Annotated in this window: 14 protein-coding genes; 4 read left to right on the top strand and 10 right to left on the bottom strand. The window is 67.4% G+C overall.

The features are described from left to right. Positions 1–442 precede the first annotated feature (442 nt). Entirely contained in the window at positions 443–1,120 is a 678-nt protein-coding gene (locus LFT45_RS18615; RefSeq protein WP_003797871.1) for a Crp/Fnr family transcriptional regulator, read from the bottom strand. A 193-nt stretch (positions 1,121–1,313) separates the two neighbouring features. Here LFT45_RS18615 and LFT45_RS18610 point away from each other — a divergent pair, with 193 nt between their 5' ends. Then, positions 1,314–2,501 carry a MarP family serine protease gene (locus LFT45_RS18610; RefSeq protein WP_236805063.1) on the top strand — a complete coding sequence of 396 codons (1,188 nt, stop codon included), beginning with the start codon at positions 1,314–1,316 and terminating at the stop codon, positions 2,499–2,501. A 57-nt stretch (positions 2,502–2,558) separates the two neighbouring features. On the opposite strand, the gene LFT45_RS18605 is transcribed toward LFT45_RS18610, so the two are convergent. The 7 genes from LFT45_RS18605 to acs form a co-directional block, all read right to left on the bottom strand. Continuing rightward, positions 2,559–3,626 (bottom strand): DUF2332 domain-containing protein, encoded by a 1,068-nt coding sequence (locus LFT45_RS18605; protein WP_236805062.1) that lies wholly within the window; start codon positions 3,624–3,626, stop codon positions 2,559–2,561. A gap of 2 nt (positions 3,627–3,628) precedes the next feature. Next, positions 3,629–4,105 carry a type II 3-dehydroquinate dehydratase gene (gene aroQ / locus LFT45_RS18600; protein WP_102971618.1) on the bottom strand — a complete coding sequence of 159 codons (477 nt, stop codon included), beginning with the start codon at positions 4,103–4,105 and terminating at the stop codon, positions 3,629–3,631. Positions 4,106–4,437: 332 nt separating this feature from the next. Then, a complete protein-coding gene (locus tag LFT45_RS18595; protein ID WP_236805061.1) occupies positions 4,438–5,220 on the bottom strand; it encodes a DeoR/GlpR family DNA-binding transcription regulator in 783 nt (260 codons plus the stop codon). A 44-nt stretch (positions 5,221–5,264) separates the two neighbouring features. Beyond that, positions 5,265–6,176: a carbohydrate ABC transporter permease gene (locus LFT45_RS18590; protein ID WP_236805060.1), complete on the bottom strand. Its 912-nt coding sequence runs from the start codon at positions 6,174–6,176 to the stop codon at positions 5,265–5,267. Then, positions 6,173–7,144: a carbohydrate ABC transporter permease gene (locus LFT45_RS18585; protein WP_236805059.1), complete on the bottom strand. Its 972-nt coding sequence runs from the start codon at positions 7,142–7,144 to the stop codon at positions 6,173–6,175. Before LFT45_RS18585 ends, LFT45_RS18590 begins: the two co-directional genes overlap by 4 nt. Before the next feature lie 15 nt (positions 7,145–7,159). Then, a complete protein-coding gene (locus LFT45_RS18580) occupies positions 7,160–8,470 on the bottom strand; it encodes an ABC transporter substrate-binding protein (protein ID WP_236805058.1) in 1,311 nt (436 codons plus the stop codon). A 175-nt stretch (positions 8,471–8,645) separates the two neighbouring features. Next, entirely contained in the window at positions 8,646–10,643 is a 1,998-nt protein-coding gene (acs, locus tag LFT45_RS18575; RefSeq protein ID WP_236809432.1) for an acetate--CoA ligase, read from the bottom strand. A gap of 404 nt (positions 10,644–11,047) precedes the next feature. Between acs and LFT45_RS18570 the strand changes: the two genes are divergently transcribed. The 3 genes from LFT45_RS18570 to LFT45_RS18560 all read left to right on the top strand — a co-directional run bounded on the left by LFT45_RS18570 (position 11,048) and on the right by LFT45_RS18560 (position 14,274). Continuing rightward, positions 11,048–12,637, top strand: coding sequence for a hypothetical protein (locus LFT45_RS18570; RefSeq protein ID WP_236805057.1), 1,590 nt, complete (start codon positions 11,048–11,050; stop codon positions 12,635–12,637). Between the two features lie 138 nt (positions 12,638–12,775). Next, the gene (nth, locus tag LFT45_RS18565; RefSeq protein WP_440157785.1) at positions 12,776–13,600 is read left to right on the top strand and encodes an endonuclease III; all 825 of its coding nucleotides are present in this window, start codon (positions 12,776–12,778) and stop codon (positions 13,598–13,600) included. Beyond that, positions 13,597–14,274, top strand: coding sequence for an NUDIX hydrolase (locus tag LFT45_RS18560; protein WP_236805056.1), 678 nt, complete (start codon positions 13,597–13,599; stop codon positions 14,272–14,274). Before nth ends, LFT45_RS18560 begins: the two co-directional genes overlap by 4 nt. 59 nt (positions 14,275–14,333) lie before the next feature. Here LFT45_RS18560 and LFT45_RS23380 read toward each other — a convergent pair whose 3' ends face one another. Together LFT45_RS23380 and LFT45_RS18550 are read right to left on the bottom strand one after the other, a co-directional pair. Next, positions 14,334–14,447 (bottom strand): hypothetical protein, encoded by a 114-nt coding sequence (locus LFT45_RS23380; RefSeq protein WP_336885589.1) that lies wholly within the window; start codon positions 14,445–14,447, stop codon positions 14,334–14,336. Between the two features lie 409 nt (positions 14,448–14,856). Then, on the bottom strand, positions 14,857–16,680 hold the full coding sequence (locus LFT45_RS18550) for a bifunctional 3'-5' exonuclease/DNA polymerase (RefSeq protein ID WP_236805055.1): 1,824 nt from the start codon (positions 16,678–16,680) through the stop codon (positions 14,857–14,859). Positions 16,681–16,705 lie beyond the last annotated feature (25 nt).

The following is a 16,705-nucleotide window of genomic DNA, read 5'->3' as shown; positions in this document are numbered from 1 at the left end:
GATGCGCTCCTACCCGAAGGCCCGCAGCCCCGCTCGCGGTTAACTCACCAACCCTCTCGCAGTTTCTACCGGTTTTCCTGCAACCCTCTCGCAGATCCCGTCGCCTTTTCGCTAACGCGTCCTCACGTCTTGTCGACTGTTCCCCAACGCTTCCTCAGGTCCTGTCGAGGTTTGGGCGACCCTTCCTCAGGTCTTGTCGAAATCCGGGCGACCTGTGGTTTCGACAGCTCAACCAACGACCTTTCCCGACCACCGGCCGAGGCGGATTGCGGTTCTTCGGAAAGGAGCGCATCGCGACGCATCGGACCCTGGAGGTCGCTCAGCGACCGGAGGGGTCCCTATGCGTTGTGTCTAAGCGACGCCGAAGGGCCGCCTTCCGCCGGTGGTGCGTTAAACGAAAAGGCCGCCCTGATATGTGCGCAGGGCGGCCTTTCGTGGGTGCTTAGCGGGAGCGCTGGCGGAGGCGCTGCATGTCCAAAATCACGACGGCGCGGGCTTCCAGGCGCAGCCAACCGCGCTGAACGAACTCGGCCAGTGCCTTGTTGACGGTTTCGCGGGATGCGCCGACGAGCTGGGCCAGCTCTTCCTGGGTGAGTTCGTGTGCCACGAGAACGCCGTCGGTGGCGGGGCGGCCGAAGCGGTCGGCGAGGTCGAGGAGGGCCTTGGCCACGCGGCCGGGCACGTCCGAGAAGACCAGGTCGGAGAGAGAGTCGTTGGTGCGGCGGAGGCGGCGGGCCAGCGCCTGCAGCAGCTGCGCCGAGACCTCGGGACGGGTCCGCAGCAGGGAGTTCAGGCTCTCGTTCTTGAGGCCGGCCAGGCGGGTCTCCGAGACGGCGGTGGCCGTGGCGGTGCGCGGACTCGGGTCGAACAGGGCCATCTCGCCGAAGAGCTCACCCGGGCCGAGGATGGCCAGCAGCGATTCGCGGCCGTCGGGGGAGGTGCGGCCGAGCTTCACCTTGCCGGAGACGATGAAGTAGAGCTGGTCACCCTGGTCGCCCTCGCGGAAGACTGATGCACCGCGGGACAGGTCGACCTCGGTCAGTTCGTCCGTCAGCAGGCGGAACGCGTCGTCGTCCAGCGTGGCGAAAAGGGGTGCGCGTCGCAATACCTCGATGTCCATGAATTCTCCTGAGTAAAAGTGTCGTCTGGGGGCGCTTGTGCCATTGTTTCAGAATTTTCAACGTTCTGTGACGTACTTGGCAGCCGAAACGCCCTAAAAGACGCCGCGAGACCAGCGCAGGCTCAACGCATCCACGGCAATTTGTCAGACTTCGCCAGTAGAATCGGGGCTTAGCTGCTTGTGAGGAGACCCGGTGTTTGGCCTGACCGTTCTGGACCTTGCGTTGATACTGACGCTTTTGTCCTATCTGATCTACGGCCTGCGCAACGGCTTCCTGGTGACCGTCGGCGGCCTGGCCGGCTTCACGGCGGGCGCCGTGGCCGCTTTCCTCTCCGTCCCGCTGGTCAGCGACTTCGTTGAGGACAGCGGGTGGCGCCTGACCGCCATCATCGGCACCGCAGTCCTCCTGGTGGTCCTCGGCAACGCGCTCGGAACCATGATCGGGCGCAGTATCCGCAGCGCCGTTCGCATGCGGCCGCTCCGGGCTGTGGACAGACTCATTGGCGGGGCCGTCAATCTGGTCGTGTCCGCTCTGGTCATGTCCATGCTGGCGTTCAGTATCAGCGCACTTGGCGTGCCCTTCGTCTCGCAGCAACTGGCCGAGTCCAAGGTGATCCGTTTCATAGACGGGCTGACGCCCAACCCGGTCAAATCCGCGATGGCGCAGCTGCGCTCGGCGGTTATGGGTGACGGCATCCCCACGCTCATTGAGGGCATCGGCCAGGACCAGCAGCAGCTCCCGGTTCCGGACGCCAGCACGGACACGCCGGCCCTGAACAGGGCAGCCGGTTCGGTCCTGAGGATCGCGGGGACCGCGTTCCAGTGCGGGCAGAACCAGACCGGAACCGGCTTCGTGGTGTCATCAGGACGCGTGGTGACCAACGCGCACGTCATTGCGGGGGTGTCGCAGCCTGTTGTGGAGATTCCCGGCGGGGGTGCCATGCCGGGCCGGGTGGTCTACTTTGACAGCAAGCGCGACCTCGCAGTCCTGGCCGTGGACGGACTGCCCACCGCGGCGCTGCCGCTGAGCTCTGACCTGCCCGCGGGAACCGCCGCCGCATTTGCCGGCTACCCGCACGGCGGCCCCTACCAGTCCAAGCCGGCCACTGTGCAGGGCATTTCGACAGTGCTGGTGCCGGACATCTACGGCAACAACCCTGTTCCGGACGAGGTGTACAAGCTTGCCGGCGACGTCCAGCCCGGCAACTCCGGCGGGCCGCTTCTCACCACCAACGGAGAGGTGGCAGGCGTCATCTTCGCAAAGACAACTTCCAGCGCGGCCCTGGGGTTCGCGATTCCGATGATCGATCTCCGTCCGGTGGCCGCAGAGGCACCGGGCCTGTCCAGCCCCGTGTCGTCCGGGCAATGCATCCAGCAATAGCGGCATACAGCAATAGCGGCATCCGGCAACCAGGCCTCCCGCGAGAGGATCAGCCGGTTACAGCCAATCTAGGCTCTGGCCGTGCGGGCCGGTGATGGCCACCGGCTGGCCGTTGTGCAGCAGCAGGAAGTTGCCGCGGAGCCGGCCGGGATCCATCTCCGGGACAACCACCGAGCCGTCCTGCTGGATGATCACGGTCTCGCCCTCGTTGGACAGCCAGTGGCAACTCCGGTCCCTCGCCAGGCTCTGCATGCTGGACCGGAACCTGGCGCGACCGTCGGCGCTGACATAACCCATGACGGCACTGTGGAACACCACCAGCGCGGCATCGGGAGGGGCCTGGCCGGCAAGCGACAGCAGCTGTTCGTTGAGGTCGCCGGCCACGAGAAAAGGCGGATCCTGGCGCGCAACGGTGATGGCCCGGCGCAGGCGCTCACGGCGGAACTCCTGCTCCGGCCAGATCAGCGCCTCAAGCCAGGCGACGTCGTCGGGATTCCGTACGTCCAAGGGATTGAGGTCGGTCCCGGCCCGCCACACCACAGGAGGCAAGCTGTCCGGTAGGGGAACCGGGCCTGCTGTCCTGCAGCGCAGGACGGGAGGCTCCGGCCGATGGGCGGGAGGCCCGGACCGAGCGCCGGACCCGGCCTGCAGTTCGCCGGACGCGCCGGGGTCCAGCCGCGTGACTGCCGCGCCGTCGTCGAACTCGTAGCTGTAGCGGTCCGGGAACAGTGCGAGGCCCGCGGAGGCGCCCACCTCGATCAGCGCAAGCGGCCGGCCTTCAGCGGCCGCGATGGCCGCGAGCGACGGCAGCAGGGTGGCGCAGCGGCCCACTTCGTTCGTCTGGGTGGCGCGGGACATGACGGTGCGCGAGACCTCGGCCCAGTGCTCGTCCAGGAAGGCGCGGAACTCCGGGTACGGGGAGACCTGGGCGCCGAGGTAACGGGCGGCGGCGAGCATCAGCAGGGGCTGGCGTTTGTTGTACGGCCAGCGGTCGATCCGGGCGATCAGCCCGGGATCCTCTGCGATGCGCAGCGACCAGTCGGCGTAGCAGGGCGAGGAACCGGGGGCATCAACCGTGCCGAAGTGACGGTACCACTCTGCGGTGCCGAGGGCCGCCGCCGCCATGGTCAGGCCTTGCCGGCATTCAGGTCGGCGAGATACTCCACGGCGAACCGGTAGCCCAGAACCCCGGCACCGGCGATCACGGCCTTGCTGATGTCGGAGAGGTACGAGTGGTGGCGGAACTCCTCGCGGGCGTGCACGTTGGTGATGTGGACTTCCACTGCGGGGACCTGGACCGCGGAGATCGCGTCCCGGATGGCCACCGAGGTGTGGGTGTAGGCCCCGGCGTTCAGAACGATGCCGATGGCCTTGCCGCGGGCGGCGTGGATGGCGTCCACCAGCGCGCCCTCATGGTTGGACTGGAAGCACTCGACGTCGAGCCCGTGGGCGGCGGCGGTGTCCTTGGCGAGCTGCTCGACGTCGGCCAGCGTGGCCGTGCCGTACTTTTCCGGCTCGCGGGTGCCGAGGAGGTTCAGGTTGGGGCCGTTGAGGACGAGGATGGTGCCGCGGCCGGCTTCGGTGGCGGAGGGGGCTTCAGTCATGCCTGCAAATCTATCGCGTCGGGTTGCCGGGCTCCGAGGGCGGGGCTTTCGTTACGGAAAACGCGGCGTCCCGCACCGCCGGCTGGAGGGCCGGCGGTGCGGGACGGACGTGGTGCAGGATGGAGAACGACGGCGGGCGGCAGGGCCAGCAGTCGGCTCAGCTCAGAGGGCCGTGACTTTCAACACCAGCGTCGGGGCACCGGTTGGAGCGGACCGGGGCGAGCCGGCCCAGCACCGCGTCTTCCCGACGAAGATTCTGGTCAGGCAGTCTTGCGGCTGCCCGTAAGGCTGGCCGAACCACACCACCGGTGCTGGCTTAGACCAGCCGGCGCCTAAACCAGTCTCAGCCGGCCCACCCGGTCGCGGAGGATCCGCTGGGCGTCGGGGGACAGGCCCGAATCGCAGATCACCTCGTCGGCTTCCTCGAGCTTGGCGATGGTGCTGATTCCCTGCGTGCCCCACTTGGTGTGGTCCGCCAGGACCACCACCTTGCGGGACGCGGCGATAAAGGCACGGTTGGTTTCCGCCTCCAGCAGGTTCGGCGTGGTGTAGCCGGCCTCCGCGTCCATGCCGTGCACCCCGAGGAACAGCAGGTCCAGATGGAGCTGGCGGAGCGCCGCCGTCGCGATGGGACCCACGAGGGCGTCCGACGGCGTGCGCTCGCCGCCGATGAGGATCACGGTGGAGGCGTGGCGCCCGGATCCCGCCGCGGAGGCATGGTGGAAGAGGTCGGCGATCTTCACCGAGTTGGTCACGGCGGTGATCCGTGGGCCGTTGGCGAGTTCCTTGGCCAGCGCCCAGGTGGTGGTGCCCGCGCTCAGGGCCACGGCCATGCCCTCATGGACCAGTGCGGCGGCCTCCATGGCAATGGCGCGTTTCTGCGCGGTCAGCTGGGTGGACTTCAGCTCGAACCCGGGCTCGTGCGTGCTGGCATCCCCGGGCAGCTTGGCGCCGCCGTGGATCCGCTCGACCTGGCCGCTTTCCTCCAGCATCTCGATGTCACGGCGCACCGTCATCAGGGACACGCCCAGCTGCTGCGCGAGGTCCGACACGCGGACCACCCGCTCGCGCCGGACGGCGTCCACTATGGACTGGTGGCGGGCCGCGGGAAGCATTGGGATCCTTTCAGTAGGTGAAACCTGGTACTGCCCATCATCGCCTAGCCCTTGCTGGAACCAAGAGTCAGGCCCGCAACAAACTGCCGCTGCAGGAGCAGGTAAACAATCAGGGTGGGAATTACCGTGATGACGGCGCCGGCCGCCAGCAGGTTGTAGTTGTTCAGGAACTCGCCCTGGAGATTGTTGATCGCGGTGGTGACGGGCAGCCGGTCACCGCTCTGGATGAACAGCAGGGGCCAGAAGAAATCGTTGTAGATGAAGATGACTTCCAGGGTCGCAAGGGCGGCAAAGGCCGGGCGGCACAGCGGCATGATGATCTCCCGGTACTGGCGCCAGATCCCGGCACCGTCCACGAGCGCGGCCTCGGTCAGGTCCGCGGAGAGCGCCTTCATGTAGTTGGACAGCACGAACGTGCAGAATCCCATCTGAAACGCCATGTTCACCGCAATGACGATGATGTACGTGTTCAGCATGTTGCCCGAGTCGCTGAAGGAGTAAGGCACCTGGAAGTGCTTGGCCATCTCGAACAGCGGCGCCGCCAGCACCTGGGGCGGCAGCAGGTTCCCCGCCGTGAACATGATGAGCAGGGTGACGTTGAACTTCCAGCTCACCCGGCTGACTGCGAAGGCCATCATGGAAGCGAAAAAGAGCACCAGCAGTACCGCCGGGACGCAGATGATCACCGAGTTCCAGAGGTACTTGGCAAAGCCGCCCTGGGACCAGGCCTGGATGAAGTTATCCAAGTTGAAGTCGCCGGCCAGGCTGAAGTAGCCGTGCTCGTTGGTGGAGGCGATCGGCCGCAGGGCGGTGAACACGGCCCAGAGCAGGGGGATCAGCCACATGACCGCCATGGCCGTCAGGAAGATATGCGTGCCGTAGTGCCGCTTCGGCCTGCTGCCGGAGCGGGTTGCCGGCCGACTCGTGGCCATGCCGGGGGAGACCGCGGCGCTCATGCCCTGTTTTCCCTGCCGAAGGTGCGGCTGAGGTAGAACACGATGGGCACGAGGGAGATGACCAGCAGGACCACGGCAAGGGCGGATCCGACGCCGATCACCTGGCCTTCGCCCACGAGGTTCTGGATCACCAGGGCGCTGAGGAGCTCCAGGCCGTTGGTGCCGCGGTTGATGACGTAGACAACGTCGAACGCCCGCAGCGACTCGATGATGGTGATGACGACGATGACGATGTTGATGGGCCGCATGGCCGGGAACACCACGCGGAAAAAGGTCTGCACCGCGTTGGCCCCGTCGATCGCTGCTGCTTCCTTCAGGCTGGGGTCCACGCCCTTCAGGCCCGCCAGGTACAGGAGCATGACATAGCCCGCGTGGCGCCACGTGGCCGCGGTCATGGCTGCCCAGATGTTGATCGAGGAATCCCCGAACCAGTCAACGGCCTGCGGCGTTCCCGAGGTTCCGAGCAGGAAGTTCAGCAGGCCGTTGTCACGCTGGTAGAACAGCTGCCAGATGATACCGATCAGTGCCAGCGACAGCATCACCGGCGTGAAGAAAATGCTCTGGTAGATCCTGCTGCCGCGGATCTGCTGGTCCAGCAGCACTGCCAGCAGCAGGCCCAGCGGGGTTGCCACCAGGGCCAGGAACGCCAGCCACAGCATGTTGTGCTGGATGGCGGGCCAGAACGGCGGGTAGTCCTGCGAGATGTACTGATAATTGTCGCCGCCTGCCGGCCTGATGTCGCTCAGTGCCAGCCCGTTCCAGCGCGTGAAGCTCAGCGCGACGGACATCACCGTGGGCAGCCAGATAAAAATCAACTGGATCAGGCTGGGAATGCCCACCATGAGGGACAGAACCATCTTGTCCCGTCTGGAGAGCCGGCGGACCTTTCCGCTGCGGACCCGCTTTGCCGGCGCCCCGGACGGGGCCCGGGACTCCGGCGGGACGAGGTCTCTTGCTGTTGCGCTCATGGGAGTCCCCGGCTGCTACTGGGCGGCGTACAGTGACTTGGCCTGCGCCTCAAGGTTCTTGACGTCCATCTTGCCGTTCTTGAGGAAGGTCTGCAGGGCCGGAATCATGACGTTGTTGGCCATGGCGGGCAGGGCGTCGCGGTCAAAGAACTGGCTGATGGACTTCGCCTGCGCGATGGTGTCTGCGCATTTCTTGTTCAGCGGCGTGAATTTGGAAGTGTCCGCGCCCTTGGCCGTGACGATGTTGGAGGCGTCCACGGAGGCGTAGGTGTCCTGGCCCTCGGGGGTGCCGATGAATTCCATGAACTGGTGCGCGGCCGCGTTCCCGCCGCCTTTGGTGGACAGCAACAGCCCGTCGATCGGTGCCTCCACCGCGTCCCGCCCCTCGGTGGCGATCTCCGGGAACGCGAAGAAATCGATGTCCTTCAACACCGCCGGATCGGTGAACTGCTGCGTGACGAACGAGCCGAGCAGGTACATGCCTGTCTTCTTGGCAGCCAGCGCCCTTGCGGCGTCCTGCCAGGTCTGGCCCAGCGCCGCAGGATCCTGGAAGGGCAGCAGGGCGGACCACGTGTCGAAGACGTCTGTCACCTTGTTCTGGTCCCAGGACTCCTTGTGGGAACACAGGTCCACGTGGAACTGGTAGCCGTTGAGGCGCATGTTGATGTAGTCGAACGTGCCCATGGCGGGCCAGCCGTCCTTGTCCGCAAAACCGATCGGGATGATGCCGTCGGCCTTCATCCTGGCCGCCAGGGCCTTGAGGGCATCGAAGGTTTCCGGCACCTCGTAACCCTTGCCGGCCCACACGCTCTTCCGGTAGAAGAAACCCCACGGATAGTTGTAGTTGGGGACGAAATACATCTTTCCGTCCGGGCCGGTGGACGCCTTCTTCAGGGCGTCCGAGAAGTTGCCCCCGATCTTGGCCCAGACGTCGTCAACCGGTGCCAGAAGTCCCTTGCTGGCATAGAACTGCATCCTGTAGCCCGCGAACCAGGTAAAGGCGTCGTCCGGCGAGCCCTGCAGGTACGAGTTGATCTTGTTCTGGAAGTCGTTGTGCGGCACCACATTGGTGCGGACCGTCTTGCCCGTCTTCTGCGTGAAGGCATCGGTGACTGCCTGGTACGCCTTCTTGGGAACTTCGTCCGAGGAACCTGAGCCGAACGACAGGCCGGAGGACTCCGAGCCTCCGGCGGACGGTCCGCTGCCTCCGGTGCATGCGGCCAACAGTGGCACGCCCGCCAGGCCGGCGGCACTCACGCCGATAGTTGCGAGGAACGTCCGCCGGGCTGGCCTGGCGCTGATGGACGCTTCCGGATGTGCTGCCATGATCTCTCCCGGGGAATGGAGACCTGTGACATCTGTCATGTATCACTGACTATAACCTCGCAAAAGGGAACAGGAAAGATCGATAAATAACACTGAACGACGACGGCGGGACCTGCCAGGGGCGCAAAAAGGAAGGGCCCGTCCGGTGTTCCGGACGGGCCCTCAGTTGGCTCCGCTACTTCTTCAGGGACGCGGCGATCTGCTGCATGACGGTGTTGTCGGCCAGCGTGGTGGCGTCTCCCACGTCACGGCCCTCGGCGACGTCCTTGAGGAGGCGGCGCATGATCTTGCCGGAGCGGGTCTTGGGCAGTTCGGGCACCACCAGGATGGTCTTCGGTTTGGCGATCGGGCCGATTTCCTTGCCCACGTGGTTGCGGAGGTCCTGGACGATTTCGTCGCCGGAATCCACCGCATCTCCGCGGAGGATGACGAACGCGACGACGGCCTGGCCGGTGGTTTCGTCGGTGGCGCCCACGACGGCGGCCTCCGCCACGGCCGGGTGGCTCACCAGGGCGGACTCGATTTCGGTGGTGGAGAGCCGGTGCCCGGAGACGTTCATGACGTCGTCCACGCGGCCCAGGAGCCAGATGTCGCCGTCCTCGTCCTTCTTGGCGCCGTCGCCGGCGAAGTACATGGTCTCGAAGCGGGACCAGTAGGTGTCCTTGAACCGTTCCGGGTCGCCCCAGATGCCGCGGAGCATGGCCGGCCAGGGTTCGCGAATCACCAGGAAGCCGCCGTGCCCGTCAGGGACGGAGGCACCGTTCTCGTCCACGACGTCCACGGCGATGCCGGGCAGCGGCACCTGCGCGGACCCGGGCTTGGTCTCCGTGACGCCGGGCAGCGGGGCGATCATCTGAGCGCCGGTTTCGGTCTGCCACCAGGTGTCCACGATCGGGGCCTTGTTGCCCCCGATCACGTCCCGGTACCACATCCAGGCTTCGGGGTTGATGGGTTCGCCCACCGAGCCCAGGACCCGGATGGAGGAGAGGTCGTACTTGTCCGGGATGTCCCGGCCCCACTTCATGAACGTGCGGATCGCGGTGGGGGCGGTGTAAAGGATGGAGACCTTGTACTTCTCCACGATCTCCCACCAGCGGCCCTGGTGCGGGGAGTCCGGGGTGCCCTCGTACATGACCTGGGTGGCGCCGTTGATGAGCGGCGCGTAGGCGACGTAGGAGTGGCCGGTGACCCATCCGACGTCGGCCGTGCACCAGTACACGTCCGTTTCGGGGTGCAGGTCGAAGACGGCCTTGTGGGTGTAGGCGGTCTGGGTGAGGTACCCGCCGGTGGTGTGCAGGATGCCCTTGGGCTTACCGGTGGTGCCGGAGGTGTAGAGGATGAACAAAGGGTGTTCGGAGTCGTGCCCGACCGCGGAGTGCTCGGCGGAGGCTGCCCCGACGGTGTCCGCCCACCAGTGGTCCCGGCCCTCGTGCCAGTCCACGTCCTGGCCGTTGCGCTTGACCACCACGACGTTCTGCACGGTGTGGCCCGCCTGCTCGAGGGCGGCGTCGACTGCTGTTTTCAGGGCGCTGGGCTTGCCGCGCCGGTAGGTGCCGTCCGCGGTGACCACGAGCTTGGCCTCGGCGTCCTCGATCCGGGACCGGAGCGCGTCAGCGGAGAACCCGCCGAACACCACCGAGTGCACCGCGCCGATCCGGGCGCAGGCGAGCAGCGTGATGACGGCCTCGGGGATCATGGGCAGGTAGACGGCCACGCGGTCGCCCTTGGCCACGCCGAGGGACTCGAACGCGTTCGCGGCCTTCTTCACCTCGTCGGTGAGTTCCGCGTAGGTGTAGGAGCGGGAATCGCCCGGCTCACCCTCGAAGTGGATGGCTACCCGGTCGCCCAGGCCGTTCTCCACGTGCCGGTCCAGGGCGTTGTATGCGGCGTTGACCTCGCCGCCGACGAACCACTTGGCGAACGGCGGGTTGGACCAGTCGAGGGCCTCGGTGAAGTCCTTGTTCCAGTTCAGCAGTTCGCGGGCCTGCTTGGCCCAAAAGGCGGGCCGGTCGGCTGCTGCCTCTGCGTAAACGCCGGCGCCCACGACCGCGTTCGCCGCGAACTCCTCGGAAGGGGCAAACTTGCGGTTCTCATGCAGCAGGTTTTCAAGAGCATCGCCCTGCTGGCTGGTGGTGGCAGCGGTGGCCGTCGAGCCGGGGGTGTCCTGGGACATGGTGAACCTCATCATTCATCGATCTTTCCTGCGCGGTGCGCCGGTCCCGGCCACTGCCCCGCCGCTGCACGGCGCCGGGCAACGGCCCGTCACGGATACACCGCAAAGAGCTGTTCCGAGACCAGACTAGCGCGTCAGGCATCTGCGCGTGGGCCCCGTCACATTAGGAGCCGCGAGCGGTGCCCATTTAGCGGTGAATGGTTCTGTGGGAGGCCTGTGCCGCTTCTGTGAGCACGCCGCACCGCGGCCAGTCAGCTAGTGAAGCACCCTCTACTTGGCTAGGCTGAGATGGACTCGTGACAGGGGCCGGAAGCAGCCAGACCGCTTGTCGGTCAGGCTCCGGCCGTAGGGCGGAACCACGCAGCGGACACCCGTCCGGGCGCCGCCACGCTAAGGAGAACAGAATGAATCAGCAAAGCCAGGGCCAGCCGGGCCCGGCCCGGCAGGACCCAGCCCAGCCGGGGCAGGGTCAGGCACCGCTTGGGGCGGGACCGTCCGGGCGGCCGGAAGCGCACAACGCGGCGCCGACTTTCATGAAGCAGCAGGGCGTGCGGAACGAGGCCGTTGCCGGACCTTTCACCGTCCGGGACCTGACCGTCTTCGCGGCCGCCCTTGTCCTCTTTATCGCATCCCTGATTCCGATGTTCGCTGTGCGCTACAACCTGTGGAACCTCGGAAGCCTGTTCTTCCTGGGGCTCGGTGTGGTGCTGCCGCTCATTGTTGCGGCATTGTTTGTGGCCCGCCGGCTCGCCCCCGACACGAAGGTCCGCATCGGATCGCTTTCGGTGGACCAGTTCGGTTCTGTAGTGGCCTCGTTTGCGGTAGCCTTCTTCTTCCTGTCCGTTGCCGGCGCCTACACGCCCAGCCTGCTCGTGGGCCTGATCGGCTCGCTCGTGCTGCTGGCCGCCACAGTGCTGGCCAGGTTCATCCCGTTCTTCGCCGGTGACTTCCTGGACCGCTCCGACGTCCCGGCCCACGTCATGGCGCGTGACTCGGCCGTTCCCGTGCGGAAGCCGAAAGCCCCCAAGGAACCGAAAGCAGCCGCTTCTACGCCGGCCGCTGCCAAGCCGGGTACTTCTTCCGCCGGCGCTTCCGCTGGAGCCGCTTCGGCCGCTGTCTTCCCCGGCAGCGTTACTGGCGCAAGCGCGGGGCCAGAATCCCGCGGCCATGTGTCTCACGGTGCGACGGCGGTCGGCCAGCAGGGGCAGGGTGCGGCCCAGGCGGGAACTGCCGGCGCGGTAATTCCCGGTGCTACAGCTCCCATTGCCGGAGCAGCCGGAGCAGCCGGAGCAGCTGGTGTAGCGCCGGCGGCCGGAACATGGCCCGCGGCCAACGCGGCCAGCAGTGCCGCGGCGTCCCCGGAAACGGGACAGGCCGCCGTCGTGCAGGCAGGCGCAGAGCCCTCCGCGCAGACCGGGGGCGTCGCCGCGCAAACCGCGGCAGTGCCGTCCGCCAAGGCAGCCGGCGCGGACGTCCAACCGGCCACCCCGGAGGCCGAGCAGACCCGGCCGGACGCAGCCACGGTGCCCCCGGCGGCTGGCGCAGGAGCGGCCAGCCAAAAAGCTCCTGCAGCGGATGCTCCCGTGGCCGAGGCCAAGCCCGACGCTGCCGCGCGGCAAGCAGAGGCGGCACGTGCAGCGGAGGCGGCACGTGAAGCAGAGGCGGCGCGGGCTGCCTCTGCCACGCCAGCCACCGCCGTCCACCCGAGGGTGGATGTGCAGCAGCAGGTGCGGTCGCAGGAGCCGATCGGCGCCACCGTCGACCCGGCAAGCCGGCCGGAGGAATCCGAACAGGAGCAGGTCCACGAGGCCTTCTGGTTCGCCGTCGCCCAGCACCGCACGGCCGTTGATGAGCGCACCGGCGCACCGCTGTTCGGCATCGAGCCGGGTGGCTGGGTCCTGGCACTGGAGGACCGCGGGGATGAATTCCTGGTCCAGCACACGGACGGCCGGGTGGGCGTCCTGCGCGACCTCAGCAACATCGAGCGCGGCTAGCCTGCCGCCGTGGCCGATTCCGCTTCGCGCCGGCGCGGCACGCCGGGCATCCCGGTGGCACCTGCTTCCGGGGACGCTCCCGCGGACGTCTCTGCGGAGACCCCCGCGGGCGTCTCCGGGGAGGCCCCCACGGAAATCATCGCCGCCGAAAGCGGGCCCGCGGCGAGCCCGCGGGCCCGCTCCGGCGAGTCGGCCCTGGCCCTGAAGCGCCGGGCGCGCAGGATCAACCGGGCCCTCGCCGAGCAATACCCGTACGCCCACGCCGAGCTCGACTTCCGGAACCCCTTCGAGCTCCTCGTGGCCACGGTGCTGTCCGCGCAGACCACGGACGTGACGGTCAACCTGATCACGCCGCTGCTCTTTTCCCGCTTTCCGGACGCCCGCGCCATGGCGGAAGCGGACACCGCCGAGCTGGAAGCCATCATCAAGCCGACGGGGTTTTTCCGCGCCAAAACACGGAACCTCCTCGCGCTGGCCAACCGCGTGGTGGACGAGTTCGACGGCGTGGTGCCCGGACGGCTGGAAGACCTGGTGACGCTCCCGGGCGTCGGAAGGAAAACGGCGAACGTGGTGCTGGGCAATGCGTTCGGCGTTCCGGGGATTACGGTGGACACCCACTTCGGGCGACTGGCGCGGCGCTTCGGCTGGACGGAATCGGACGACCCGGTCCGGATCGAGTCCGACGTGGCGGAACTGTTCGAGCCCAGGGACTGGACCATGCTGTCCCACCGGGTGGTCTTTCACGGCCGGCGGGTGTGCCATGCCCGCAAGCCGGCCTGCGGGGCCTGTGCCGTGGCCAACTGGTGCCCCAGCTTTGGGTCGGGCGAGACGAACCCCGCCAAGGCCGCGAAACTGCTGAAATACGAGCTGGCGCCCGGAAGCGAGGAGCTTCTGGCGAGGCTGCTGGCCGAGACCCACCGCGCCGCCGAGATCCGGATGGAATCACAGCGGAGGACGCCATGACAGCGCGCGAGGACCTGGTGGACCTCGTCGATTCGATCAGGGCGGGGACCGGTCCTGCCCGCAATCCCTACTGGCGCAAGCTGACCGTTGACGAGTCCGCTGCCCGTAAGGCGGCCGTCCTGATCCTTTTCGGCGCCTTGGACGATGTGCCCGCGGCCTCCGGCAAGCCCCTCGTGGCTGCCGACTTGGACGTCCTGCTCCTGGAACGCGCCCATACCCTCGATGACCATCCAGGCCAAGTGGCCTTTCCCGGCGGCGGCATCCATGTGGGGGAGACTCCGGTGGAGGCCGCCCTGCGGGAAGCGGAGGAGGAAACCGGGGTGGACCCCTCAGGCGTCGAAGTGCTGGGTGCCCTGCCGGAACTGGCCCTTCCGCGCGGAAACTTTCTGGTGACCCCGGTCCTGGCCTGGTGGGCCTCACCGTCGCCGGTCCGGGTGGTGGACTACGCCGAGTCCGCCCAGGTCTTCCGGGTGCCGGTCCGCGACCTGCTCGATCCCGAAAACCGCACCATGGCTGCCGTGACGCGCATGAACCAGACGTTCCAGAGCCCGGCATTCAACGTGAACAGCTTGGTGGTCTGGGGCTTCACGGGAATGATCCTGAACGAGCTGTTCGACCAGCTCGGCTGGGCCGTGCCCTGGGACAGGACCAGGCTTCACCCGCTGGATCTGTAGGCGGTACTGCCGACTTTGGCCGTTCCGGGCCGGTGCTTCCGCCGGCTACTCCGCCGCTGTCAGTGCTGCGATTTCCGCAGATCCACCACCAGGCCGGTGGCGGCGTTTTCGCGCAATGCGTTGATGCCTGCCACTACTCCGGAAACGCTCTTGAACCGCGGCGACTCTGCCACGATGTTTCCGTCCCCATCGATGAGACGGAATTTGTAAGACTGATCGCTGTCCTGGTGAACTTCAAACTTGCCCGCCATTGGCGTGGAAACCCCCTGCTGATGCTTCGTCGCACGTGCCGGGCCAACTTATTGCCACTGCCCGGCCACCATAGAGCTTAGTGGCCCACACCACACGAAGCGAACTACTCGCCGGTACATTACTCAGTACAACCGCACGTTCCATCTGTGACGGATGTGACTTCTGTTTCCCCTGGGAAGGAGCTATTGTCCTGCCGTCAGGCGGGCCGGCGGTGCCGCCGTGGGGCACTTTGGCGGTCCCGCCGTCGTCTATTACGACGGCGGGCGGCCTGTCCCGTGTCAAAGCGCCCCCGTTTCGCTTCGGCTGGCTTCTCCGGGCGGGTGTCTGCGGCTACTTCGCGTTGTCGTAGGAATCGACGATGGCCACGCTCACCGGGAATTCGACCGGAATGGGGCCAAAGAGCAGCTCCTTGGCGGCGTTGGCGGCGTCCTCGATGGCCCGGATGCAGGCGTCCACGGCGGAGTCGGGGGCGTGGACCATCACCTCGTCGTGCAGGAAAAACACGAGTTCCCCCGTGGCTGAACCGTCGGCACGCATGGTGCGCAGCCGCCGTCGTAGTTCAGCCAGCCAACAGGCCGCCCAGTCCGCCGCGGACCCCTGGACAACGAAGTTCCGGGTGAACCGTCCGCGGGAACGCGCGATTGAGTCGGCACGGCGCTGTTCCTCTGCCGAGGTGGAGCGCTGGCTGAAGAACCACCGTTCCGACGGCGGCGGGCTGCTGCGTCCAAGGCGCGAGGTGACGGTCTTGCCGGCTTCGCCGTCGCGGGCGGCGCGCTCGACGAAGCCCACCGCGCGCGGGTAGGTCTTGGCCAGCTGCGGCATCAGGCGGCCTGCCTCGCCTGAGGTAGCCCCGTACATGGCGCCCAGTAGAGCCATTTTTGCCTTGCCCCGGTCGCCGCCGAACCCCTTGGCGGCGATCCCCGCGTACAGATCCTGGTCCCGGGCGGCCTCTGCCATGGACGAATCCTGCGCGAGCGCGGCGAGAACACGGGGTTCCAGCTGGGACGCGTCGGCCACGATGAGCTTGTGTCCCGGGTCTGCGTGCACGGCGCCGCGGACCTGGCGGGGGATCTGCAGTGCTCCGCCGCCGCGTGACGCCCAGCGGCCGGACACCACCCCACCCACCACGTATTCGGGCCGGAACCTCCCGTTCCGCACCCAGGCGTCCAGCCACGCCCAGCCGTTGGCGGTGTGCAGCCGTGACAGTTTCTTGTAGGCCAGCAGGGGCGCGATGGCCGGATGGCTGGATCCCTTCAGCTCCCATTGCCGGGTGGACTTCACCTCGATGCCGTTGCGGTGCAGGGCACGCATCAGCTCCTGCGGCGAGTCCGGATTGAGGCTCGGAGCGTTCAGCAGGCCCCGAAGTTCGGTGTTCAGGGCCTCGAGCTTGGCGGGGCGGTGGCCAAGCGGCGGCCGCGGGCCCAGGTGCTCGGCCAGGATGTGCTCGTGCAGTTCCTCCCGCCAGGGCACGCCGGCATGCTGCATCTCGGCCGCAACCAGGGCGCTGGCCGACTCGGCGGCGAGGAGGAGCTGGAGCCGCTGCCGCCGGTTGCCGTCACCTGCGCCGGTTGGTCCTGCGGCAACCGGTCCCGCGGCGGCTGCGAGGGCCTCCTGCTGGGCAGCGTATTCGGCGCGCAGCTCGGCCAGGGTCTGCCGCGGTTGGGTTGCCGTGCCCGGGTCGTCGAAGAGGGCGCCCTGGTCCGCGGGCGGAGGGGGCGGCTGGAGCATCCGGGGCGGCTGCAGCTCGTCGTCCTGCGTGAGTTTCTCGGCGTTTTTGGCGTACCGGGTGTGGGCCGTGAACTCGGAATGGGCCAGGATGGCGCCGCACAGGGAGAGGTCGTAGCAGCGTTCCACGTCGACGCCCGCCGCCAGCAGCGACGGGTACCAGTCCTGGGTGCGGTGCCAGATCCAGCGCGGGCGCCGCTTCTCGAGCTCGCGGACGACGGCGGCCAGCCCGGTTCCGCTGCCGGGCGCGGTTGGCGCTCCGGTCTCGGGCGCCGTTTGGGACGCCACCGGTGGCGGGGCTTCCTCGCGGGCTCCCGGCGGGGTCAGGCTGACGATCCGTGGCTCCGGATTGGCGGGGTGGGGGCGGCCTGCTGCCGTGAGTTCCTGTATGGCTGCGCCGTCAGGGTGGGCGGCGAGCAACAGATACATAGGTCCAATTCTGCCCTGCCGCCAC

It is taken from the genome of Arthrobacter sp. FW305-BF8 (genome assembly GCF_021789315.1).
Taxonomy (GTDB): Bacteria; Actinomycetota; Actinomycetes; order Actinomycetales; family Micrococcaceae; genus Arthrobacter.
This window is presented reverse-complemented; position numbering and strand designations above follow the sequence as displayed.